Origin of the sequence: Paenibacillus sp. FSL W8-0186 (genome assembly GCF_037969765.1) — a bacterium.
Taxonomy (GTDB): Bacteria; Bacillota; Bacilli; order Paenibacillales; family Paenibacillaceae; genus Fontibacillus; species Fontibacillus woosongensis.
In genome coordinates this window covers 4,300,671-4,322,879 of sequence record NZ_CP150207.1, presented here as the reverse complement: position 1 = coordinate 4,322,879, position 22,209 = coordinate 4,300,671, and the positions used below count along the sequence as shown (strand labels likewise).

General features: G+C 48.8%; 20 protein-coding genes, 1 tRNA gene and 1 other annotated feature. Of the genes, 14 read left to right on the top strand and 7 right to left on the bottom strand.

The genetic code is table 11. The features are described 5' to 3' along the window. Nucleotides 1-11 precede the first annotated feature (11 nt). Nucleotides 12-231: a binding site (T-box leader), on the bottom strand. Between the two features lie 146 nt (nucleotides 232-377). Both MKX50_RS19290 and MKX50_RS19285 read right to left on the bottom strand, forming a co-directional pair. Further along, the gene (locus MKX50_RS19290) at nucleotides 378-1,631 is read right to left on the bottom strand and encodes a HAMP domain-containing sensor histidine kinase (protein WP_339157600.1); all 1,254 of its coding nucleotides are present in this window, start codon (nucleotides 1,629-1,631) and stop codon (nucleotides 378-380) included. Nucleotides 1,632-1,765: 134 nt separating this feature from the next. After that, the gene (locus MKX50_RS19285) at nucleotides 1,766-2,476 is read right to left on the bottom strand and encodes a response regulator transcription factor (RefSeq protein WP_339157599.1); all 711 of its coding nucleotides are present in this window, start codon (nucleotides 2,474-2,476) and stop codon (nucleotides 1,766-1,768) included. Between the two features lie 164 nt (nucleotides 2,477-2,640). Between MKX50_RS19285 and MKX50_RS19280 the strand changes: the two genes are divergently transcribed. The 9 genes from MKX50_RS19280 to MKX50_RS19240 all read left to right on the top strand — a co-directional run bounded on the left by MKX50_RS19280 (nucleotide 2,641) and on the right by MKX50_RS19240 (nucleotide 12,425). Further along, nucleotides 2,641-3,552, top strand: coding sequence for an ABC transporter ATP-binding protein (locus MKX50_RS19280; RefSeq protein ID WP_213594450.1), 912 nt, complete (start codon nucleotides 2,641-2,643; stop codon nucleotides 3,550-3,552). Continuing rightward, a complete protein-coding gene (locus tag MKX50_RS19275; protein WP_339157598.1) occupies nucleotides 3,549-4,307 on the top strand; it encodes an ABC transporter permease in 759 nt (252 codons plus the stop codon). The genes MKX50_RS19280 and MKX50_RS19275 overlap by 4 nt, the downstream gene beginning before the upstream one ends. Before the next feature lie 12 nt (nucleotides 4,308-4,319). After that, nucleotides 4,320-5,054 carry an ABC transporter permease gene (locus MKX50_RS19270; RefSeq protein ID WP_339157597.1) on the top strand — a complete coding sequence of 245 codons (735 nt, stop codon included), beginning with the start codon at nucleotides 4,320-4,322 and terminating at the stop codon, nucleotides 5,052-5,054. Between the two features lie 19 nt (nucleotides 5,055-5,073). Beyond that, a complete protein-coding gene (locus MKX50_RS19265; protein ID WP_339157596.1) occupies nucleotides 5,074-5,433 on the top strand; it encodes a YxeA family protein in 360 nt (119 codons plus the stop codon). A 123-nt stretch (nucleotides 5,434-5,556) separates the two neighbouring features. Next, entirely contained in the window at nucleotides 5,557-6,594 is a 1,038-nt protein-coding gene (locus tag MKX50_RS19260; protein ID WP_339157595.1) for a LacI family DNA-binding transcriptional regulator, read from the top strand. Nucleotides 6,595-6,729: 135 nt separating this feature from the next. After that, nucleotides 6,730-8,097 (top strand): sugar ABC transporter substrate-binding protein, encoded by a 1,368-nt coding sequence (locus tag MKX50_RS19255; RefSeq protein WP_339160205.1) that lies wholly within the window; start codon nucleotides 6,730-6,732, stop codon nucleotides 8,095-8,097. Between the two features lie 83 nt (nucleotides 8,098-8,180). After that, nucleotides 8,181-9,119 (top strand): sugar ABC transporter permease, encoded by a 939-nt coding sequence (locus MKX50_RS19250; protein ID WP_339157594.1) that lies wholly within the window; start codon nucleotides 8,181-8,183, stop codon nucleotides 9,117-9,119. Then, complete coding sequence (locus tag MKX50_RS19245) at nucleotides 9,119-9,958, top strand: carbohydrate ABC transporter permease (RefSeq protein ID WP_213594459.1); 840 nt, start codon at nucleotides 9,119-9,121, stop codon at nucleotides 9,956-9,958. The genes MKX50_RS19250 and MKX50_RS19245 overlap by 1 nt, the downstream gene beginning before the upstream one ends. Before the next feature lie 31 nt (nucleotides 9,959-9,989). Beyond that, a complete protein-coding gene (locus tag MKX50_RS19240) occupies nucleotides 9,990-12,425 on the top strand; it encodes a hypothetical protein (protein ID WP_339157593.1) in 2,436 nt (811 codons plus the stop codon). 86 nt (nucleotides 12,426-12,511) lie between these two features. Here MKX50_RS19240 and MKX50_RS19235 read toward each other — a convergent pair whose 3' ends face one another. The 5 genes from MKX50_RS19235 to MKX50_RS19215 all read right to left on the bottom strand — a co-directional run bounded on the left by MKX50_RS19235 (nucleotide 12,512) and on the right by MKX50_RS19215 (nucleotide 15,483). Then, the gene (locus tag MKX50_RS19235; protein ID WP_155611488.1) at nucleotides 12,512-12,889 is read right to left on the bottom strand and encodes a PilZ domain-containing protein; all 378 of its coding nucleotides are present in this window, start codon (nucleotides 12,887-12,889) and stop codon (nucleotides 12,512-12,514) included. A 282-nt stretch (nucleotides 12,890-13,171) separates the two neighbouring features. Next, nucleotides 13,172-13,663, bottom strand: coding sequence for a glutathione peroxidase (locus tag MKX50_RS19230; RefSeq protein ID WP_213594463.1), 492 nt, complete (start codon nucleotides 13,661-13,663; stop codon nucleotides 13,172-13,174). Between the two features lie 5 nt (nucleotides 13,664-13,668). Continuing rightward, complete coding sequence (locus MKX50_RS19225; protein WP_213594465.1) at nucleotides 13,669-14,250, bottom strand: thioredoxin family protein; 582 nt, start codon at nucleotides 14,248-14,250, stop codon at nucleotides 13,669-13,671. A gap of 241 nt (nucleotides 14,251-14,491) precedes the next feature. Further along, entirely contained in the window at nucleotides 14,492-14,959 is a 468-nt protein-coding gene (locus MKX50_RS19220) for a hypothetical protein (RefSeq protein ID WP_213594467.1), read from the bottom strand. A 450-nt stretch (nucleotides 14,960-15,409) separates the two neighbouring features. Then, nucleotides 15,410-15,483: transfer RNA gene (locus MKX50_RS19215), tRNA-Arg, on the bottom strand. A 296-nt stretch (nucleotides 15,484-15,779) separates the two neighbouring features. On the opposite strand from MKX50_RS19215, the gene MKX50_RS19210 reads away from it, so the two are divergent. The 5 genes from MKX50_RS19210 to ispG all read left to right on the top strand — a co-directional run bounded on the left by MKX50_RS19210 (nucleotide 15,780) and on the right by ispG (nucleotide 21,520). Then, nucleotides 15,780-16,604, top strand: coding sequence for a hypothetical protein (locus MKX50_RS19210; protein ID WP_339160204.1), 825 nt, complete (start codon nucleotides 15,780-15,782; stop codon nucleotides 16,602-16,604). Between the two features lie 201 nt (nucleotides 16,605-16,805). Next, nucleotides 16,806-18,149 (top strand): trigger factor, encoded by a 1,344-nt coding sequence (gene tig / locus MKX50_RS19205; RefSeq protein WP_213594469.1) that lies wholly within the window; start codon nucleotides 16,806-16,808, stop codon nucleotides 18,147-18,149. Between the two features lie 266 nt (nucleotides 18,150-18,415). Further along, nucleotides 18,416-19,006 (top strand): ATP-dependent Clp endopeptidase proteolytic subunit ClpP, encoded by a 591-nt coding sequence (gene clpP, locus MKX50_RS19200; protein WP_155611494.1) that lies wholly within the window; start codon nucleotides 18,416-18,418, stop codon nucleotides 19,004-19,006. Between the two features lie 12 nt (nucleotides 19,007-19,018). Then, nucleotides 19,019-20,275, top strand: coding sequence for an ATP-dependent protease ATP-binding subunit ClpX (clpX, locus tag MKX50_RS19195; protein WP_155611495.1), 1,257 nt, complete (start codon nucleotides 19,019-19,021; stop codon nucleotides 20,273-20,275). Between the two features lie 120 nt (nucleotides 20,276-20,395). Continuing rightward, entirely contained in the window at nucleotides 20,396-21,520 is a 1,125-nt protein-coding gene (gene ispG / locus MKX50_RS19190) for a flavodoxin-dependent (E)-4-hydroxy-3-methylbut-2-enyl-diphosphate synthase (RefSeq protein ID WP_213594471.1), read from the top strand. Nucleotides 21,521-22,209: the final 689 nt, after the last annotated feature.

Sequence of the window (22,209 nt, the reverse complement as noted above, 5' to 3'; positions counted from 1 at the left end):
GCCCACGTCTCATAAGAGACGAGGACTGATCGTACTCGCGGTACCACTCTTGTTGTTAAACATAAATGTCTAACCACTCATAACATAACGGTGTCTGCCGGGCCTTCCTACTTTAACTGTTCAGAAGACCATCTCATGGATCCGTTTCATTATTGACTCCGGCCGGCTCTCACCCTCCCGGCTCGCTTGGACATAGAGGACAATAATTACTCTTCCAATCATCGATTAACATATTGAATTTCAACTATTATATCCAGTTTCCCCAATCGTTTTCAACCTTTTTATAACTATTGCTACGAATAAGGATGGGACAGCTCCGCATAGCCCCGCTGCTAGCGTCTGGCCAAATCCACACGTATATCAGAGCCTGTTGTTATTTATGAGCGCGAAGGCAGCATCAACTCTGCCTGAAACCCTGCCCCAACATCGCTTGTCAGGATCAATTGTCCCTGGTGCGCCCTGGCAATTCTCGCCACCATGGGCAGACCCAGCCCATGTCCATTTTGCCGGGGATGCTTTCTTTTAGAGGAATAGGGCAATTCCAGCAGATCCGCAAGCTCATGCTGCGGGACTCCCTTACCGTTGTCGGCTACAATAAAGCTGCAGCTCTGCTGGCGTTTATTACTTGAGGTGTTCAGCCGTATTCGGCAGCCATCCGGGTTGTGGCGGATGCAGTTATGGATCAGGTTGCTCATAGCGCGCGTAAGCAGACGTTCGTCACCATAGATTCGAGCGTCTTCCTTATCATCCAGACTGATCTCCAGCTCGAACCTTTCATCCAACCCATTATTCAGGAATTCAGATGCGATTTGTCTGGCCAGGACGGAGAGATGGATCGTTTTTTTGTTTAACGGCTGCATCTCATATTCCAGCATCGAAACGAGATTCAAATCACGCACTAGCGAGCGCAGCAGCTCTGCCTGCTGTCGGATAATGCCAGCTTGCTGCCTTTGCTTCGGCGGAATATCCCCATTCTCCTCCAGTTCGCTGGAATAGCCCAGCACCATAGACAGAGGTGTGCGGATGTCGTGTGAAATGCCGGCAATCCAATTGGACCGGGCTTCATCCCTGTTCTTCAAGCTATCATTTCTTTGCTGCAATAACGCAGAAGCTCCGTTAACGCTTTGGGCAAGCTCGGTCAAAATCCCTTTAGGCTCAACATATGCCTCGTTTCCTTTAGCAAGAGCCTGTATGCCTTTGGTTAACGGATGAATGGAACGAATAAGCCTGGAACCGATCAGTACAGACAACAGCAGGACAAGCACAATGTTGATGATGAATAATGCAGTCAATTTTAGCGGCAGGGAGGACACCCAATCTGTCGGGAGAATATGCTGGTATTTGGCCAGGCTTTCTTTTGGGTAACCGATTACCACAATCCCCGCTTCATGCTCCCATATAAACACAGGGTAATCCAGCAAGTAGCTGCGGGAAAGCTTGGCCATATCGGTCAAGGAATAGACGGAAGGAAGCTCGTCTGGAGCCTGATGCTTCCATTCGACGTGCCCGGTATCGTTAATCAGCATGGCCCACGCCAAGTTTTTCTCCAGCAAATCGGCGGAGGCTGAGGCCAAAGAATAGGTATTGTTAGTACGCTGCAAGCCCGCTGCTACGTTTTGAACCACTGTCATGGGAGATTGACCTTTGTTGATTCCAGTGAAGCCCCACACGCCCAACAGTACAAAATTTATGATTAGTAAAAATATCGAAATCAGCATAGTTGCACCTATAAAGCGTTTTAAGATACGCATAGCGCCACCCATAGCTATTCTCCCTGTACCAGCAATTTGTATCCCAATCCTCGTATGGTTTGGAGATACTCCGGATGGGATGGCCGGGTTTCGATCTTCTCCCGGATTCGGCGAATATGCACCATCAGCGTATTTTCACAGCCGTAATAATTCACTCCCCACGCTGCCTGACACAGCGCATCGCTAGTTACGATCCTGTTGCGATTATCGTAAAGCTTGCTGAGCAGAGTATGCTCTTTGGCTGTTAACGCACATTCGCTGTCCCGGTATTGTACTACCCCGCTATCGAGATCAACGGTGCGATCTCCTAAGCGGAAGACAGGACGCCGCTCCTGCTGGGGAGGTGAATATACCCGCCGCAAGATAGCAGTCAGGCGGAGAAGCAGTTCGCGCGGCAGAAACGGTTTTACGATGTAATCGTCTGCGCCGAGCCCCAGTCCCAACAATCGGTCCTCATCCTCGCCTTTGGCCGACAAGAAGAGAACGGGAATATTAGTGAACTGGCGCAAGGAGGAGAGCAGGGCGAACCCGTCTCCATCGGGAAGCATAACATCCAAAATAGCGGCATCGGGTTGTTCAGACCGGCATACCTCCAAGGCATCCGCACAATGGGATGCTTGATAAATACGTGTAAAGCCTTCTTTTCGCAGAAATCCGTCCACCATGTTTCTGATTTCGTGTTCGTCATCTACGAGCAGCAGCTTCTTATTCTTGATATCATCCATTTACAATCACCCGACTTCATTATATCGTACTTTTTTTCCCTATCTCCTTCTCTCTCCGCGTATTCTCGCAATTTAATGTTGGCGTAAGGTAATTGTCAGCTTGCCGCAAGACAGGGCTGTTAACCTTATCAGGGAATAGCGCGAAGCAGAATGGAGGTTGCAAAATGAGTCAAGTTGTCGCCAGTACCAGCCTTTCCAAACGGTATGGCAAGGTCTATTGTGTGAAGGATGTGAATTTATCGGTTTGCGAAGGGGAAATTTATGGTTTCCTCGGCCCGAATGGAGCGGGGAAATCCACCACCCTTAAAATGATTCTGGGATTGGTCCAGCCTACAGATGGCCAGGTGACGGTCTTTGGCAAGGAGCTTGCCGCCCATCGCCGCCTAATATTAAGTCAAATCGGTTCATTGATCGAATCTCCCTCTTATTATGGACATCTTAGCGGGCTTGAAAATATGCGCGTTGTGCAAAAGCTCCGCAATGTCCCGGATCGGAACGTATCGGAGGCATTGAATATTGTCCGCTTAACCCAGCAGAAGGATAAAAAAGTAGCACAGTATTCCTTGGGTATGAAGCAGCGGCTGGGCATTGCCATGGCGCTGCTGGCATTTCCGAAGCTGCTGATATTGGATGAGCCGACCAACGGATTAGACCCTGCCGGCATCGGCGAAATCCGGGAATTGATTAAATCTCTTCCTCAGCGGTATGGCATGACGGTGCTTCTATCCAGTCACCTTCTTGCAGAAATTGAGCAGATTGCGACTACGGTAGGCATTATCCATGATGGAAGACTGAAGTTTCAAGGCAGGATGGATCTACTGAAGAATAATGGCCGTCCAACTATTTCCATTAGAACACGAAATAATAATTTGGCGGAGAAAGTCCTGATGTCAGAAGGGTTCTCCCCCTTCCATCGCGGAGATTCACTGGTATTTGAGAATTTGACTGATGAATTGGTGGTTCAGGCCAATAGAAGCCTGATCGCCGCCAATATCGATGTGCTGCGTATTGAAGAGCACAAGAAAAGCCTCGAAAGCATATTCTTGGACATGACTGGAAAGGAGCGCAGTTTATGATGAACGCAGTCAGGCTGGAGTGGTATAAATTGCGGCGTAAGCGCCTGCTCTGGATGATCACCTTATTGTTGCTCGTTGAACTAGCCTGGGCGTTCATGGCTACCAGCGTGTCAATTTCCCGCAATCCGGAACATGCCGGATGGGAGCCGCTTATAGGGACGGTATCCTCTATGAACGGCCTGTTCTTGCCTATACTTACCGCCATATGCGTATCCCGAATATGCGATATGGAGCATAAGGGAAATACATGGAAGCTGCTGCGAACCGTTATGGTTAGGCCAGGCCAGCTTTATGCCGCCAAGTTTATGACAGCATCAATCATGGTATTGTGGGGATGTATATTTCAGGGCTTCTCTATTCTCGCCTTCGGCATGTTTAACGATTTTGACCCTGCTGTGCCTGTGGTTCTGCTGACTCGTTTTCTCTTGGGGACGATGATAACCACACTGGCGATTATCACCTTGCAGCTATGGATATCTGTGGCTGTGAAAAATCAGGCTTTTGCGCTGTCCCTCGGTATGATCGGCGGTTTTATCGGCTTGACGGCGGATCTGTTGCCGTCCGGATTGCGAAGACTACTCGTATGGTCCTATTACAGTGGCTTGAGCCCGATTGCTCAAAGCTATGAAAGCGAACAAATGTCGTTTGCGGTACGCGATATAGGCACAATGCTGCCCGTGATGGCGCTTCTGGCAGTGGTTGGGGCAGTCCTGTATTTGGCAGGGAACATCTATGTATCCAAACGGGAATTATAGGAGGAATTGTCGATGCTAAAACGTTGTGTTGCTGCGGAATGGGCAAAGCTGCGCCATTCGTATATATGGTTGCTGGCGGTTACCCTTCCGGTCATAAGCATACTGATTGGCTGTGCCAACTATTATATGAACCGTGGGGTATTGAAAAATGAATGGTACAGTCTTTGGTCGCAGGTGGGGCTGTTTTACGGGGAGTTTTTCTTTCCCATTCTGATTGCGATTTGCTGTGCCTATGTTTGGCGGCTGGAGCATTTTCACAAAAACTGGAATCTGATCATGACTGCCCCCGTATCGGTGGCGGCTATCTTTCTGTCGAAATGGGTCGTAGTCGGAATATTGCTGCTATTGGTACAGGGCATGTTTGGGGTATTGTACGTCCTAGGCGGTATATGGCTCGGGTTGGGCTCCATGCCTCCGGGAGAGCTGCCGGGGTGGCTGCTGCGGGGCTGGATTGCTGCTCTTGCCATCAGTACGCTGCAATTAGCTTTGTCCATGCGCATTCGCAGCTTTGCTGTTCCCGTTGGCCTCGGCCTGTGCGCCACTTTTCTTGGACTGGGGATGTACGTCATTGACTTGGGGCAGTTTTTCCCCCATTCGCTATTAAGTATCGGCATGGGCGTACTCAGTCAGACCAGCCTCTCTACTTGGAGTCAAGAGCTTGGATTCCTTCTCGTCAGCTTGTTGTATATAACCATCATTAGCACAGCAGCCATACGCCGTATGCGGAAATCAGATGTAATCACTTAGAATGCAGGAGGAATTATTCGTGAAATTATTGACGTTCGTTGGAGCGGGAGCTCTGATCCTAATCGTTGTCTCATCTGTTGTAATCTTTTTAGCCAATCCCAATCGCCTTGATCCGGAAAATCCGCAGGGCAAAATTCGCTACTACACCAGAATTGCTAATGCTGACCCGAAAATAGACGGAAATCAGCGGTATGCGTACGAAATAGATGCATATGACGAAAAAGGCAAAGAGAAAGCCCTGCTCTTTACCAGCAGCAGGCAATTGCGTAAGGGTGCTTATCTGGAGCTGTATGTGTCGCGAATTCGGGGCGTCACTTACTGGCATGAAGTACAGGCTGAGGCTTTGCCGGAACGAATCCAAAGCATTTATACACCGTAGGGCTGCTTATCACATGAGCTCCTGGAAAGAAACCGCTTGCAAACGGAAAGAAGCTATGGTATAAAAAATATAAATCTAAACGTTTAGATTTTGAGAATAGTGATTATGTCGAGGAGGTGGAGTATGTCTAACATTAGCATTAAAGATATAGCAGCCAGGGCGAATGTGTCTACGGCTACCGTCTCCTACGTCCTCAATGGCACGCGGAATGTCCGTCCCAAAACGCGTGAACGGGTATTAGCCGTGATTGAAGAGCTCAATTATAAGCCAAATGATATTGCTAAAAGCCTCAAACGCAGACGTACCGATACAATTGGCGTCATTGCCGAAGACGTTACCGTATTTAACACGCCAGAAATTATTGACGGCATTAACGATTATGGCGACCGCCATGATCTGCATATTTTGCTGACAAACCTGCGTCTGGATAAACGGATCGGCCGCGATTTCGACAACGTCGACAAGTACAAAAAATATGCTACAAGCGCCGTATCCGAACTGCTCAGCAAGCAGGTGGACGGGATTATTTATGTAGGCGTACATACCCGGGACTTGAGTGGCTTGATCGATACGGAGGGCAAACCGATCGTTTACACGTATGGGTATACCCAGAACGATATCGCCATTCAATATAACGATGAACAGGCATCCTATGAAGCAATGTCCTATTTAGTTCAGAAAGGACACCGGCGAATCGCTATCATCAGCGGCTTGATGGATTCGATTCCTTCCCGCCTGCGTTTGAATGGATATTACAAGGCCGTAACAGAGTTCGAACTTCCCTTCGACCCGCTGTATATTAAAATGGGGGATTGGGAACGGGAGTCCGGCTATCGATTAACGAAGGAATTGCTGGCTTTGCCGGAGCCGCCGACAGCGATACTCTCTATGAATGATGTTATGGTCGTCGGGGTTCTGGAAGCGGCAAACGAAGCCGGAGTAAAGGTACCGGCGGACTTGTCTGTGATCGGGTTCGATAATCGTGAATTCAGCGATTATTTAACTCCCCGCATTACAACCATGGATATTCCGTTGCATGAAATGGGATACCAGGCGATGGAGGTTCTCCATAACCTTATGCAAGGAAAGAAAAACGAGCCTATGAATATGCCGGTCTGCCGGTTGATTGAGCGTGATTCCGTAGCTGCCCCGAAGAAATGAGAGAATTTTTCGAGACAGCTCCTCTTTTCCAATAAAATCTAAACGTTTAAATTTTTGACCAAATGGTGACAACTTGCCGATGGAGGCAAGCTCACATATACATGTACCACACATTAGGGAGGGGTCAATGTGAAAATGAGCATGAGTACAAGCAAGAACAACAGCAGGAACAACAGCAGGAACAACAGCAGGAACAACAGCAGGAACAAAAGATGGTTTATGCTATCTCTGGTAGCTGCGTTGTGTCTCAGTTTGCTGTCCGCTTGCGGCGGCAAAAGTGAAAGCGGTGCCAATTCATCTGGGACAGCAGCCAATGGAGGCAATAAAGGAACTGAAGGAAATGAAGTGACGCTTCGTTTTATGACGTGGGATTCCGGACAGACGCTTCAGCCTTACCAGAATGCAATTAACGCTTTTATGGAGAAAAATCCTGGCATTAAAGTCAAAGTCGAATCCGTACCAGACAACTATGATCAGAAGCTGTTGACATCTCTTGCGTCAGATACCGCTCCTGATGTGTTCATGGCCTGGAACTATCCGCTGTACGTACCGGGGGGAGCGCTTGAAGATATGCAGGCCTGGGTAGATAAGGACAACTATGATCTCGGCAAATATTACCCGATCTTAATGGATTACATGAAATATGACGGCAAACTGTGGGGACTCCCGACAACGTACTCTACCCGTGCTATTTACTACAATAAGAAGCTGTTTGATGAAGCAGGCGTACCCTATCCGCAAGACGGATGGAAGTGGGATGAATTCGTCGATACCGTCCACAAGCTGACCAAGCCCGGACAATACGGATTCATTATGACGCCGGATGATGTGATGACGATGCAGCCATATGTCTGGAGCAACGGCGGGGACATGGTGAGTGAGGACGGGAAAACGGTGGAAGGCGTTTTGAACAGTGTGGAGAACGTGGAGACGATGACCTTCCTGAAACAACTGTACGATGCCTCCTCCAAAATCAACTCCGCAGGCAAGTTCAGCACGAATAACGGTTTGGAATCGTTCCAGACAGGGCAAATCGCCATGTTCGACAACGGGATGTGGCCGCTTGGAGATATTCTGAAGGAAGGTAAGCTGGATATCGGAACTGTGACGCATCCTCTGCCGGAGGGCGGCAGTCTGAAAGGCATTATCCATACGTCCGGCTACTCGATGCCGAAGTCCGGCAAGAACAAAGAGGCGGCATGGGAATTGATCAAGTTCATGTCGGGTGAAGAAGGCATCAAAATCATCACTGCGAATAAGTTCGCATTCTCGCCAGTGATTTCCGTGGACGAAGAAAATGGCTATGCCGCGGATCCATATCTGGAAGCCTTCGCGAAAGAATTAGAGGGCAGTGACAAGCTGATTGCGAGCATGCGGAACGAAAAATGGAGCGAGGCCGAGGATATGATTCGGGCCGGGGTACAGGCGATCTTCTATAACAATGCTGACATTCAGAGCACTTTGAATGATGCGGCCAAGCAGGCTCAAGCGGTTTTGAAATAAAGGGTTCAAGTACGGATTCACAGTAATGGAAGGATGGGAGGCTGAAAGGCTTCCCCTTCTCCTCAAATTGAGGTGATGACAACATGGCACAATCCAGCGCAGGTCAGACTCTATTGAAACGTTCCTTCAGAAGGAAAAGGCTTCGTGAGAATGCAGCGGGTCTATTCTTTATCTCGCCGTGGCTCATCGGCTTTCTTCTGCTGATGTTCGGCCCGATGGTTTTCTCTTTGGGGATCAGCTTTACCGAATGGAATATGGTGGGCAGCCCGAAATTTATCGGCCTTGAAAACTACGCCCATATGTTCACGAGCGATCCTTTCTATTTTAAATCGATGATCGTCACATTTAAATACGTGTTCATTATGGTGCCCTTGCAGGTCGTGTTTGCGATCCTTATCGCTGTCCTGCTCAACCGGGCAACCTACGGCATTAAATTTTTCAGATCGATCTTTTATTTGCCATCCCTGATTCAAGGGGTAACGCTGGCGCTAATTTTTAGCTGGATGCTGAACGACGACTTTGGGCCGGTCAATTACATGCTGGAGCTGGTCGGACTTCCACGAGTGCACTGGCTGACCGATCCAAACGTTGCTCTATACGCGCTCATCTTCATTGCTCTATGGGGCGTCGGCTCCCCGATGGTGCTGTACCTGTCAGCGCTTCGTTCGGTATCCTCTGAATATTACGAAGCAGCAGACATTGACGGCGCAGGTCCCGTACGCAAATTTTTCAATATTACGATTCCGCTGATTACGCCGACGATTCTATTTAATATTTTGACGAGCCTGATCTCGGCTTTCCAAACGATTGTTCTTGCGTTCGTGCTGACAGGAGGCGGGCCGGCAAATTCAACGTACTTCTATTCTCTGCATGTGTACCGCAATGCGTTTACCCATTTCAAAATGGGCTACGCCTCGGCTATGGCCTGGGTGATGTTCATTCTCATCGTGCTGCTGACCGGCCTCGTTCTGGCTTCGTCCAAGTATTGGGTTCATTATGAAGACGACGGAGGTGGACGTTAATGCATGCGCTAGAGAGTAAAAAACGTACCCAAACAGTCCTGGTTTTTGCTTTGACGGTACTCTGTGCAGCAGCATTCCTCTTCCCGATCGCCTGGATGCTGTCCACGGCGGTGAAAGCGCCGGAGGATATTTTTACAGCAAAGCCAGAGCTTATACCGACAAACTGGCAGCTGCATAACTTTGCCGATGCTTGGAAGGCGCAGCCGTTTGGCCGCTTCCTTCTGAACACGCTGATTGTAGTGGGCGTATCGACTCCGTTTGCCATGCTGTCCGCTACGATGGTCGCCTTCGGATTTGCCCGGATCAATTTCTGGGGCAGGAATGCTCTATTTCTTTTCGTAATCGGTACGATGGTAATTCCTTGGGATGTAACGGCGATTCCGTTATATATCCAATACAACAAAATGGGACTCATTAACACGCTTTGGCCTATGATTTTGCCGGGGGCGTTTGGCTCCGCGTTTTTCATCTTCCTAGCCCGGCAGTTTATTATGGGAGTTCCGCGAGATTTGGACGAAGCGGCTGAAATTGACGGGTGCAACCGCTGGCAAATTTATTGGAGCATTATTTTGCCGTTATGCCGTCCGATTGTGGTCGTTATTGGCGTGTTCCATTTTGTCTGGTGCTGGAATGAATTTTTAACGCCGCTCATTTTTATAAATGACCAGAGCATGTACACGCTGCCGCTTGGAATCAATTTATTCAAAAATGCTTTTAATATTGAATACGAGAAACTGATGGCGGTATCCTGCTTATCGGTTCTGTTCCCGGCAACGCTGTTCTATTTTACGCAAAACCTTATTCTAGGGGGCATTTCGCTCAGCGGAGTCAAAAAATGATAAAGGTGACAAGACTGAGGGGTGGAGACATATGAACATACTGAATAGTCCAAAGTTTGAACTTGCCTTTACAGAGCGTGGAGCGGTAAAGTCTCTGAGGATGAAGGACGATCCTTACGCGATGAACTGGGTCGTTGATCCCGGTTATTTGGCAGAGGCCGGTTATGATGATGTTGATAAGCTGTTCGGGGAATGGACAGCGGTAGTGAACGGACGTACAATACGAAGCTTAGATCTGATTCCGGCGATTAGAAAGGTCAGTGAGCACTGTGCCGAAGTCTCTTTCGATACAGAGGGGCTGACGATCACACTGACTTACCGGCTTGAAGAGGAGCGGATGATCTGGCAAATTGAGAGCTTCAATTCTACTGACAAGGTGCTGCGGGTCGATGGATTCCATCTCTGGTTCTCGTTAGCCTACGTGATGTTTCGCGATGATAACGTCGTACGCAACATCCGCCAATCCTGTGCGGTATTCGCACATATGGGAGGGGACTTCTCCAAGTTTGCAGCAATCCGGCGCAGTAATGAGGCGCCCCATCTCGGTATTTATGGAAAAAAGGGGCGTTCCGCGGCGTTCGGTTCATTTTGCAGATATGAAAATCGCTTCCTGGAGCAGGTGTCGCCATCGCTTGACGGGCTGCTGTTCCATCGCTTATCGCTCGTCGAGAATGGCAGCTCGATGCCGGAATCGGCAGCGGTCGATTGGATTTACGGGGATGAGTATCATCCGCTGATTTTGGATGCCGGGCAGCGGGTGCAGTGGGAGTATGCGTTCGCTGCTTGTGATGATCAGGAGGATTTCTATCACCAGGCATTAGAGCATGGGCATCCCCGCTGGACGTATACTCCCGTGCTGACGTCAGGCGGGGTATTTCAAGCGGAACTGGAGCTTCCGAACGGGCAGCAGGTCAGGCAGGTTAGATTGCTTACTTCGCCGTCATCTCAAGGTGTGGTCCAGGAGGAAGACATTACTTCCTTTTTCGCAGCAGATGGGCAGTGCCCTCAGCGATTCCAAGCCGCTTTGCAGCGGACGGAGCCAGGTGAGCATAAGCTTGAGCTGCTGCTGGAGGATGGGCGCAAGGATATTCTGGTGTGGAACGTGCTTGAACCGATCGACCGTATTTTGGAGAAGCGTGCGGAGTGGCTCTGCCGCAACAACTATGACGCCGAGGGGACGATGGGAAGAGCGCATGCATTTTTACCGCTATCGAATCAGGGGGAATCGCTAGGGAAGCTTACTTTTCTGCTTATGAAAAATAGTCTGACGACCCCAGTTCAGGAGCAAGTGGAAAAGGCGGAAGCATCCGCAGTGCTCGATATGAAGCGTCATTGGTTTGAACACGGGAACTTTACTAAGCCGCGTGCTTTATATGGAAGCTTCTATCGCATATTTGATCTGGACTATATCGCCCATGTGTTTTACTTGCTCTCTCGCATGGAGGCTTCGCTGCTAAAATTGAATACACCCCATACTTATTTAGAATGGGCGGCGGAAGTGCTTGCTGTCCGGTTGAACCCGGACTGTCACCAAGGTCAGAGGGAGAAGGATGAAACAGGTTTAAGCGGCGTGTTTATATTGTATATCGACGACTTGCTCAAAGATTTATGGGAGACTGGGATGCTGGTGTGGCACCAGCGCTTGACCCGGCTGTGGCAGGAGTTTGGGGTAAGGCTGGAACGTAACGAGGAGCCGTTTGCCGGTGCAATTACAGAGCATTTCTATGATAATGCCGGCTTCGGGCCGACATGCGAGACGCTGCTCTCGGTCGGACTGCGGGATGAAGCGGCGAAATACGGTCAGTTGATCCTGGCTAATATCGGCTTCAGCAATGATTATCGGGCGCAAAATCCGGATCGCTGGTGGGAAGCCTTGTCGTACATGATCCATTCCTTATGGGGAGGTCTGGTGGCGGCTTCTTCCCGGGTAGCTTACGAGCATCTTGGAAATCCGCAGTATTTGGAGGCCGCCTATCGCGCGGCGATGGCAGTCTTCAACTGCTATGATTGGAACGTCATATCTACGCCGCGCCGATTGCAGCCCGGAGAAGCGGCTTCGACCTACAGCGTGGCTGCCCCGAACCTGAACATGCCGTCTCTGTCGCGCGATCGTTTCGGACAATCCGTGTTCCGGAACGCGAGCGATCCGTTATTTGCTTCCTTATTCGCTAATGCGACAGGGGACGATTGGGATATGGGAGAAGAGCTTGTGGCCTACTTGCTCGGATTCGGCACGACGACTTATTTATATCGCGATGCAAAGGGACAGCTGCGTTGTGTCAACGGGTATATTACGGAGGATGGGGATAGCTGGATCATAACCAGCTATGCAGCATATCCGATGAGATATGTTGTCCAGGAAGAAGGCCTGGTGCTTGAGGCGAGCAAAGGCGAAGTGCTGAGGCAGGCTCGGTTCTGGGATGGAAAGCTGACGGCGCTGGAAGCCGTGCGTAAAGGTGAACGATAAACGGATTTAATGGCCACAGATAACAGTAACCGCAATCGCAGATCGATTCAGATTTGCAGTTGCGGTTACTTTTTAATATGTATGTATTACAGTACTACGATTCGCCGAGAGGCGGCCAGGGACCGCAGCTCAATATTAAGGCTTTCTTTCATGTCTTCGGTCAAATTTAGCGCAAGGCCATAATGGAATACGGCGTTCTCATGCTCTTTCTGCCAGCGAATGCTGCCCGGGAATTTATGTAGATCCTCATTGAGTCGCACATGAACTGTAGCTTCAATCTGATGGGTGGAAGCTCTAAGATCCAGCTTGGTCTGGATTCGGCATCCTGACTTGCTAATATCGATCAGCTCAATTTCTGCTAATTTACTGTGAACAGGAACAGCGTTAATTTCCCTGATTTCAATCCAACAGGGCAAGGGTGTGATCATTGAGTAACGGAAGGGATCCGTTCTTCGTGTTGTCATAGTTACGTCCTCCGCAAATAGGGATATAATCCGGTAATCCAGGATATTTTAGGTAAATGATATTATATTATATCGGGTTTAGTTAATTATTTGATGAGCTTCAAAAGCTCAATTAAAAAATATATTTGCAGTCATGGATATTACAAAAATAGGAAGGGACTCAGGGGTTGTGTGGAGAGGAATGGCTCAAAGAGGGAGCGGCAATGACGGAAGCAAAAAATAAAGGCTGTTCATAAGAGCGCCGGGCTCTTTGAACAACCTCAGTATAGTGTTGCCGAGCGGTTAAACAGCATGTATCAGCGCTTGCCGGATATCAGACTCTAGAGCTGAAGGCTCCGTACGCGCGCTGTACTGCTTAAGAATGTTTCCGTTCCGGTCAACAAGAAATTTGACGAAATTCCATTCGATGTCCCCTGTCCGGTAAGGAGCCGGGACGTGGCTGACAAGATATTTATACAACGGGTGGGCGTTTTCGCCTTTGACATCGATTTTGGCGAAGAGAGGGAAGGTAACCTGGTAATTCAAATCGCAGAAACTTTTGATTTCCGCTTCCGTACCTGGCTCTTGCCCGGCAAACTGATTGCAGGGAAAGCCGAGAACGACCAAGCCCTGTTCGCCATACGTATCATATAAATGCTGCAATCCCTGATATTGCGGTGTTAATCCGCAAGCGCTGGCCGTATTAACGATTAGCAGCACCTTATCTTTGAATTGCTCAAGCGTGACAGTTTCTCCCTCGATGGTCCGGACTTCAAATTGATATAATTGTGACATTATCGTTATACCAAATCACAGGCTTCCGCTGGCATCCAGTGGGCGTCCTGTCCTTCCCATTTGACATTGCAGCCGATCGGATTCGTTAACGGCACGCTGACCGGCTGGCCTGAGGTAAGCTCCGCCAGAGCTCTTTCCAGGTCATTGGTGGTCATTTTTGAAGTTTCGCGAGGGTTGTCCACTCCACGGCCTGTGTAAACAAGGCGGCGCTGTTTGTCAAATACAAAGAAATGAGGTGTGCGCAGCGCTCCGTAAGCTCTAGCTGCATCTTGGTCCATATCCCGGAGGTAAACCCAAGGGAAGCGGTGCTCTTCCATTCTAAGAATCATATGCTCAAAAGAATCATCGGGATGCGTGTTTTCACTATTTGCATTAATGCCGACAAAGGCCACCCCTTTGTCTTTAAATTTCTCCGCCGTTTGGCGAGTGACTTCGTCGGAACCGACCACGTAAGGGCAGTGATTGCAAGTGAAGAAAACTACGAGATAATCAGCCCAAGCGAAGCTGTCCAATGAATACAATGCCCCATCTGTCGCCTTAAGTTCAAAATCGGGAGCCTGCGCTCCAAGCTGTAACGTAAAACTCATGTAATACGGACCTCCTCATCAATAGTTTGATAGATTGCGTTTCAACATGAGCAGAATTTGGTAGACAGCCAGACGTCTTTATTGTACTTCATTTTGCTTGAGATGCCTAATTGAAAAACAAATGAAAAGCGAGCCCTTCGACACATCGAATGCAGATATTTGTCGAAAAAACTCGCTCGGTTATGTACTCGAAACTGTAAAAAAACAACCTCTTAAATATGCCCTCTTGGTGAATTAATTGCTACTGAAGCAGCAAGTGAAGGGTGCTTGCCAGGAACATTAACAGGCCGGTTGCGACCAAGTCGATCAGCAAAGTTACAATAAATTTCACGACCAAATTGGTAGGCAGCCGGAACACGCTCATATTGGCTGCCGCAGCAAGTATGCCGATCAGGGCGCCGATCGCTCCCCCGATAAAAATAAATACCAACGGCAGAAAACACCAAACCTTAGCTGCAACAGGAAGCGGCTTAGCAACCTGAATGAGCGAGCCGTCAATAATGATATTGGGGACGTCCATTCCGAATAAGTCTTTTTTCCACACAGCCTCTACTTCCTGCCCGTCATCCCGGCGCAGTATCATCGGCTGCCTTTTCTTGGCCGTAACCAGCTGGTTATTCACCATAAGCTTGGCATTGCCGCCTATGCCTGAAGTCACGACTTCCAAGGTTTGATCGGCAAAGCCCGTGGGGGTAATAATGTAACGCATAAATTTCCTCCTTTATTAAATGAAAAATCACATCATTATTTATATCGGAGGAATGGGATATTTTTCATAGGGATTGTATGGGATAAATGCAAATTTTGCGGTATTTTAGCGGATTGTGTTGTAAAATATTTATTTTTATAACTCTCCTAATGGAGAGTTTTGACTTACGTCCCAGAAGGGATACTCGCGCTCCATGCGCGAGACTTCGTTTGCCCTGCCGCTGCGCCTGGCAGTCTCACTCCGACGAACCCTCAAGGGGTTCTCATCCCCTGGACGCAAAAAACTCTCCTAATGGAGAGTTTTGACTACGTCCCAGAAGGGATACTCGCGCTCCATGCGCGAGACTTCGTTTGCCCTGCCGCTGCGCCTGGCAGTCTCACTCCGACGAACACTCAAGGGGTTCTCACCCCCTGGACGCAAAAAAACTCTCCTGATGGAGAGTTTACTATACGTCCCAGAAGGGATTCGAACCCCTGACCGACGGCTTAGAAGGCCGTTGCTCTATCCAGCTGAGCTACTGGGACATAAAAAATATTAAAAGTAAAAACGCAAGCAAAAAATATTTTAACACACGAAATGCTGTGAATCAATAGATAAATCAATAAAAATATTCCTTCATTAATAGCATTCACAATCCGCCCATAAATAAAGTCTTGAATACAAGTATTTTTATCTCGAATACGTCTATGCTATAATCTCAATTAATTGCAAATACGGAATAAAGGAGGTTGCGCATATCAGCAATTCTCGACCCGACGAAAAAGACAACATCGTTTTATTTCCCAAAACGTTGGATTATTATCAAATCGAGCTGACGCGGATGCTGGAAACGGAGCGATATCGTGAGGCCGCGGAGCTCTTGCAATTTTTGCTGCAATGCCAGGGGCAGGATCCCCGCCATTACGAGGAATGGCAGGCTCTGCTTGATTGGCTGAACAGCGCTTTTCCAAGCTTTGACCAAGGCGAGATGCCCGAAGAGGACGATTATGCCGAAGAAGATATGGCCAGGCAGCATGCCGAGGCCAAGCTGGCGGAGGATCATCTTTACGTCGAGAAGCTTCTTCATGCCGTAACCGAGAAGCCTTTATCGGAGCAGACCTTTCTTGCGCTGGAGCAGCTGGTGTACCTGGACAGGCCAGAAGTGGACGAGGTGCTGATAAGCTGGATTGAGGACACGGATTTGCATCCGATGCTGCAATTCCGCGTGTTTCAAACGTTGCAGCGCCGGGGCACGCAGGGAACGCTGAGCTTGAAGCGCGGCGGCGAGATGGTCGAAATCGATATCGAAGCTGTTCCCTTGAAGCCTGAACAATTCCCGGCGCCGATACAAGCGGTATTGGAACGGGTAGGGAATGAGACGCAGGTGCATGATCCGACGCTGTTTTATTTTGCCCAGGAGCTCTGGTCGCAGTTTATAATGGCGATTTACGGGACGAAGAATTACTACTCGATCCTGAGCGAGGAAGATGCGATTATCGATATTTGGGCGGCCGCTCTGCATCTTATGGTCTCGGACAGTCTTCCCGGCGGGAAAAGCGATGAGGAATTGAGGACGCTTTATGGTATAACAGATGATCTCCGGTTAAAGTTTGAGCAGGCCTGCCGTACGATGCGGCAGTTCGTGGCAGCGGGCGTGGGGGGGTAATCGAGGCACGGGGCAGCCGGTGGTCTCCAAGAACCCTCTCGTTCTGCTCTTGTAAAAACATGTATTGTTGTTTATAATATAGTGGTTATTCTGAACGTGGAATAGAGACAGCTATACTGGAACCATGGTAGCTGCTTTATCGCGATTCGGTTTCAGTATTTCAATATAGTAATATGTGAAATTTGGAGGGGAAGGCATAAAATGAAAGCAACTTGGGAAAAAATAGAGAAGAACCTCGGTGTTCTTGAGGTTGAAGTTGAAGCAGAACGTGTAGCTGCTGCACTAGATAAAGCGTTTCAAAAAGTGGTAAAGAAAGCAAACGTACCTGGATTCCGCAAAGGTAAAGTACCACGGCCGATCTTTGAAGCGCGTTTCGGCGTTGAATCCCTTTATCAAGACGCGATCGATATCTTGCTTCCTGAAGTGTACACTGAAGCGGTTGAACAAACGGATATTTTCCCGGTGGACCGTCCTGAAGTGGACGTAGAGCAATTTGCTAAAGGACAACCATTTAAGTTCAAAGCGAAAGTAACTGTTAAACCTGAAGTTACGCTTGGCAACTATAAAGGCCTCGAAGTGCCTGTAGAGCCGGTGGAAGTAACTGAAGAAGAAATCAACCAGGAGCTTGAGCGTTTGCAGCAGCGTCATGCTGAACTCGTTGTTATCGATGAAGAAGCAGCCCAAAACGGCGACACTGTTGTCATCGATTTCGACGGTTCCGTAGACGGCGTTCCGTTTGAAGGCGGCAAGGCTGAGCGTTATTCGCTGGAGCTTGGCAGCGGCACATTTATTCCAGGTTTCGAAGAGCAAGTTGTCGGCCTGGCCACGGGAGATTTCAAAGATGTAACTGTGACTTTCCCTGAGACATACCATGCTGAGGATCTGGCTGGCAAGGAAGCCGTTTTTAAAGTAAAAGTACACGAAATTAAACGCAAACAACTGCCTGAGCTGGATGACGAATTCGCGAAAGACGTCAGCGAGTTCGATACGCTTGCTGAATATAAGGAAGATCTGAAGAAAGAGCTTCTTTCCCGCAAAGAGAAAGACAGCAAAGCAGCGCGCGAAGGAATCGTCGTTGAGAAAGCCAGCGAGAACGCTGAAGTTGAAATTCCTCAGTCGATGGTTCAAAGTGAAGTTCAAAACATGGTGCGCGATTTCGACAACCGTCTGCGCTCCCAAGGCATGAACCTGGAAATGTTCCTGAGCTTCTCCGGCCAAAGCATCGAAGATCTGCAGGAGCAAATGAAAGCTGATGCCGAGAAACGCGTTCGCAACAACCTCGTTCTGGAGCAAATCGCGAAGGAAGAAAATATCGTAGCTACTGAAGAAGAAGTCAATAAAGAGCTTAACGATATGGCTGAAGCGTACAAGCGTACTCCAGAGGAGATCCGCAACATTCTTGCGGCTAACGGTTCGCTGGGCACCTTGAATGAAGATGTAACTCTTCGCAAAACGATCGAATTCTTGCTGGAGAACAGCAAAGAGGTTCCAGCCGAGAAGAAAGAAGAAGCTAAAGAAGAATCCACAGAAGCAGCAGCTGAATAATAAGCCGGGAGCTTAACCCGCTTTAAGCCGCTGGATCTTCAGGATAGAACATTGGACAATGTTAAGGCACGTATATAAGATGCGTGCCTTAATTTTTAACTTTTTTGAAATACATATATTGGAATTAGCTTGCAGGACAAGTCTTTGGTTATATAATACGTTCAGAAAGTCATACACTGTATCGAATGAAAAATGACATGCGCCTTTGAACGTGATAGAATATTTCTGTAAGCGTAAGAATTTGAAAAGGAAAAGAGGTTGGTCGCATGAGTCTGGTACCTATGGTCGTAGAACAAACAAGCCGGGGAGAACGGTCTTACGATATTTACTCGAGACTTTTAAAGGATCGAATTATTTTTCTCAGCAACGCGATTGACGATGATGTTGCCAATCTCGTAATAGCCCAGCTGTTGTTCTTGGCAGCGGAAGATCCTGAGAAGGATATCCATCTGTACATCAATTCACCTGGTGGTTCGGTTACAGCCGGGATGGGTATATATGATACGATGCAATATATCAAACCAGACGTTTCTACAATTTGCGTAGGGATGGCTGCCAGCATGGGTTCGCTCCTGCTTACAGCTGGTGCCCCGGGCAAACGATTTGCACTTCCGAACAGTGAAGTGATGATTCACCAGCCGCTTGGCGGAGTTCGCGGTCAAGCCGCGGATATCAAAATCCATGCTGAATGGATCATCAAGACGAGAGAGAAGCTGAATCAGATCTACGTGGATCGGACGGGTCAACCCCTTGAAAAAATCGAACGCGATACAGACCGCGACTTCTTCATGAGCGCGGAAGAGGCTATGGCCTATGGGATCATCGACCAGGTCATTAGTAAGCCGATTAAACCATAAAGGGGTGTTTACATGTTTAAGTTCAACGATGAAAAGGGACAATTAAAATGCTCGTTCTGCGGCAAATCGCAGGAGCAGGTCCGCAAGCTTGTTGCCGGACCGGGCGTTTATATATGTGACGAGTGCATCGAATTGTGCACGGAGATTGTAGAAGAGGAACTCGGACACGAAGAGGAACTCGATCTGAAAGAAATTCCGAAGCCGAAGGAAATTCGCGACATCCTGGATCAGTATGTCATTGGCCAGGAACAGGCGAAGAAATCGCTGTCTGTTGCGGTATATAACCACTACAAGCGCGTTAATATCCAAGGCAAGGTTGACGACGTAGAATTGCAGAAGAGTAATATTTTGCTGCTCGGTCCTACGGGTTCCGGTAAAACATTGCTTGCGCAGACGATGGCGAGAATTTTGAACGTACCGTTTGCGATTGCGGATGCGACTTCCCTAACAGAAGCAGGGTATGTCGGTGAAGACGTCGAGAATATTTTACTGAAGCTGATCCAGGCGGCGGATTATGACGTGGAGAAAGCGGAACGCGGCATCATTTACATCGATGAAATCGATAAAGTGGCCCGCAAATCCGAGAATCCATCCATTACCCGCGACGTATCGGGTGAAGGCGTGCAGCAGGCCCTCCTCAAAATCCTGGAAGGCACTGTAGCGTCTGTGCCTCCGCAAGGCGGACGCAAGCATCCACATCAGGAATTTATCCAAATCGATACGACGAATATTTTGTTTATTTGCGGCGGTGCGTTTGACGGCCTAGAGCAAATCATCAAACGTCGGATCGGCAAGAAAGTGATCGGCTTTAACGCGGTGAGCGAAGGACAGAAGGATCTTAAACCGGGCGAATATCTTTCCATGGTGCTTCCAGAGGACTTGCTTAAGTTCGGTCTCATCCCTGAGTTCGTCGGCCGTCTGCCCGTGATTTCGACGCTGGAGCCGCTTGACGAGAAGACGCTTGTACGTATTCTGTCCGAGCCGAAGAATGCTCTGGTGAAGCAGTATCAGAAGCTGCTTGAGCTGGACAACGTGAACCTGACTTTCGAAACAAAGGCGCTTGAAGCGATCGCCCAGGAGGCGATTAAGCGGAACACGGGCGCGCGCGGACTCCGTGCGATCATCGAAGGCATCATGCTGGATCTGATGTATGAAGTGCCTTCGCGTGAGGACATTACGGACTGCGTCATTACGGAGAAAGTCGTTCAAGACAAGACGGTGCCCGAGCTTGAACCTAAGAAGAACAAGAAGCAAGAAGAGAGCGCATAAGGCTTAACGGCCGAATACGCCACAAAATAGATGTCGGGTTCTCCACCTTTGCAAGAGCGCGTGGTAAGTGACGTGCTTGCTTGCAGGGGTGGAGCTTTGACGTTATGGGAGAGACCTGAAATGACATTCTTGAGACAAGATACCCGGCCGGTCAAAGTCGGAAATCTGACGATCGGCGGCAGTAACGAAGTAATCATTCAGAGCATGTGTACGACCAAGACGGCAGATGTCGCCGCTACGGTGGCGGAAATTCACCGGCTGGAGGAAGCAGGCTGCCAATTGGTTCGCGTGACCGTGAATAATGAAGAGGCTGCAGCGGCGATCAAGGAAATCAAGAAGCAGATTCATATACCGCTTGTGGCAGATATTCATTTCAATTATAAGCTGGCCTTGCTCGCGATTGAGAATGGCATCGACAAGGTGCGCATCAATCCGGGGAACATCGGCCGCCGGGAAAAAGTTGAAGCCGTCGTTAAAGCCTGCAAGGAGAAAGGCATCCCGATCCGTATTGGAGTCAATGCAGGTTCTCTTGAAAACCATCTGCTCGAAAAATACGGCTATCCTACGCCGGAGGCAATGGTGGAGAGCGCATTGTTCCATATTGGGATTTTGGAGGAACTGGATTTCCACGATATTATTGTGTCGCTCAAAGCATCCGATGTTCCGATGGCTATTGCCGCGTACTCTAAAGCGGCGGAGGTCATTCCGTATCCGCTGCATCTTGGCATTACCGAAGCCGGTACGCTGTTCTCGGGAACCGTCAAAAGTGCGGCAGGCATCGGGGCACTGCTTTCCATGGGCATTGGCTCCACGCTGCGGATTTCATTGAGCGCCGATCCGGTGGAGGAAGTCAAGGTTGCTCGTGAACTGCTGAAGACCTTCGGGTTAATTTCGAACGCAGCGACATTGGTGTCCTGCCCGACCTGCGGCCGCTTGGACATTGATTTGTTTGCGATCGCAAATGAAGTGGAAGAATATATCGCCAATCTGAAAGTGCCGATCAAGGTTTCCGTGCTCGGCTGTGCCGTAAACGGGCCGGGCGAAGCCCGCGAAGCCGATATTGGCATCGCCGGAGCGCGCGGTGAAGGCCTGTTGTTCCGTTACGGAGAAATGATCCGCAAAGTGCCGGAGGCCGAATTGGTATCGGAGTTGAAGAAAGAAATCGACCACATCGTTGAGGTCTATGAAGCAACCGGGGAAATCCCGGGGCGCAAAGAGCACCGGGCCGCCACTGCTCAAGCATAAGCGATGAGCATGAAGCGCGTTTAAGTATAAGGATTTACATTACGTAAGCATTGGTAAATAACGCATATGTGCGCGTGTGAACCGTGGAATAATGAAACCGCAAGCTGTACGCAAGTGCAGTTTGCGGTTTTTGTTTTCATTTTTGGGCGAATTAACAGTTGTGCCGGTAAGGTGCAAGATTACGATAGCTCACGAATGCATGAGCGGGTACCGTTGATGTGCTATGTCAGTCGATTGACGAAGCTTGACGAGTTAGAGATACATGTCAGCTGATATGCTATACGTTTGTTGGTGCTATATCGTAATTGGTGGGCTTATCGCTTGTTGTGACCTGTATTGTTTGTTAGCAGCCTTTACTCTTTGCTGGTATACTACATCGTTTGTTGGTGTGCTTATCCTTTTTTGGTACCCTGTATAGTTTGGTTTGAGCCCCCCAAGTTACGCAAAATCCCGGGGTTACCTTGCTTTCTATAGTCGATTGGAATACTAAATGCATTATATACAACTAGTTTCCCTCATTTTATAGAAGTTACCTGTACTAAATGTAAAACATGCAGTTAGTTTGCCTTAATTGGACTGAAATGCCGTAATAACCCTAAAATAAATGCAGGTTCTGCAGTTAGTTGCCTTCGGCCTAGCTAAAAGCGTTGAACTAGCTGTAGGAAATACATTTAGTTACCTTTACCGTT

Excerpts from the sequence above, each read along its gene's own strand:
- MKX50_RS19290 (WP_339157600.1), bottom strand. The coding sequence starts at position 1,631 with ATGACAGTGGTTCAAAACGTAGCAGCGGGCTTGCAGCGTACTAACAAT.
- MKX50_RS19260 (WP_339157595.1), top strand. The coding sequence starts at position 5,557 with ATGTCTAACATTAGCATTAAAGATATAGCAGCCAGGGCGAATGTGTCT.
- MKX50_RS19285 (WP_339157599.1), bottom strand. The coding sequence starts at position 2,476 with ATGGATGATATCAAGAATAAGAAGCTGCTGCTCGTAGATGACGAACAC.
- MKX50_RS19250 (WP_339157594.1), top strand. The coding sequence starts at position 8,181 with ATGGCACAATCCAGCGCAGGTCAGACTCTATTGAAACGTTCCTTCAGA.
- MKX50_RS19275 (WP_339157598.1), top strand. The coding sequence starts at position 3,549 with ATGATGAACGCAGTCAGGCTGGAGTGGTATAAATTGCGGCGTAAGCGC.
- MKX50_RS19230 (WP_213594463.1), bottom strand. The coding sequence starts at position 13,663 with ATGTCACAATTATATCAATTTGAAGTCCGGACCATCGAGGGAGAAACT.
- ispG (WP_213594471.1), top strand. The coding sequence starts at position 20,396 with ATGACATTCTTGAGACAAGATACCCGGCCGGTCAAAGTCGGAAATCTG.
- MKX50_RS19225 (WP_213594465.1), bottom strand. The coding sequence starts at position 14,250 with ATGAGTTTTACGTTACAGCTTGGAGCGCAGGCTCCCGATTTTGAACTT.
- clpX (WP_155611495.1), top strand. The coding sequence starts at position 19,019 with ATGTTTAAGTTCAACGATGAAAAGGGACAATTAAAATGCTCGTTCTGC.
- tig (WP_213594469.1), top strand. The coding sequence starts at position 16,806 with ATGAAAGCAACTTGGGAAAAAATAGAGAAGAACCTCGGTGTTCTTGAG.
- MKX50_RS19270 (WP_339157597.1), top strand. The coding sequence starts at position 4,320 with ATGCTAAAACGTTGTGTTGCTGCGGAATGGGCAAAGCTGCGCCATTCG.
- MKX50_RS19220 (WP_213594467.1), bottom strand. The coding sequence starts at position 14,959 with ATGCGTTACATTATTACCCCCACGGGCTTTGCCGATCAAACCTTGGAA.
- MKX50_RS19280 (WP_213594450.1), top strand. The coding sequence starts at position 2,641 with ATGAGTCAAGTTGTCGCCAGTACCAGCCTTTCCAAACGGTATGGCAAG.
- MKX50_RS19245 (WP_213594459.1), top strand. The coding sequence starts at position 9,119 with ATGCATGCGCTAGAGAGTAAAAAACGTACCCAAACAGTCCTGGTTTTT.
- MKX50_RS19240 (WP_339157593.1), top strand. The coding sequence starts at position 9,990 with ATGAACATACTGAATAGTCCAAAGTTTGAACTTGCCTTTACAGAGCGT.
- clpP (WP_155611494.1), top strand. The coding sequence starts at position 18,416 with ATGAGTCTGGTACCTATGGTCGTAGAACAAACAAGCCGGGGAGAACGG.
- MKX50_RS19235 (WP_155611488.1), bottom strand. The coding sequence starts at position 12,889 with ATGACAACACGAAGAACGGATCCCTTCCGTTACTCAATGATCACACCC.
- MKX50_RS19255 (WP_339160205.1), top strand. The coding sequence starts at position 6,730 with ATGAGCATGAGTACAAGCAAGAACAACAGCAGGAACAACAGCAGGAAC.
- MKX50_RS19210 (WP_339160204.1), top strand. The coding sequence starts at position 15,780 with ATGCTGGAAACGGAGCGATATCGTGAGGCCGCGGAGCTCTTGCAATTT.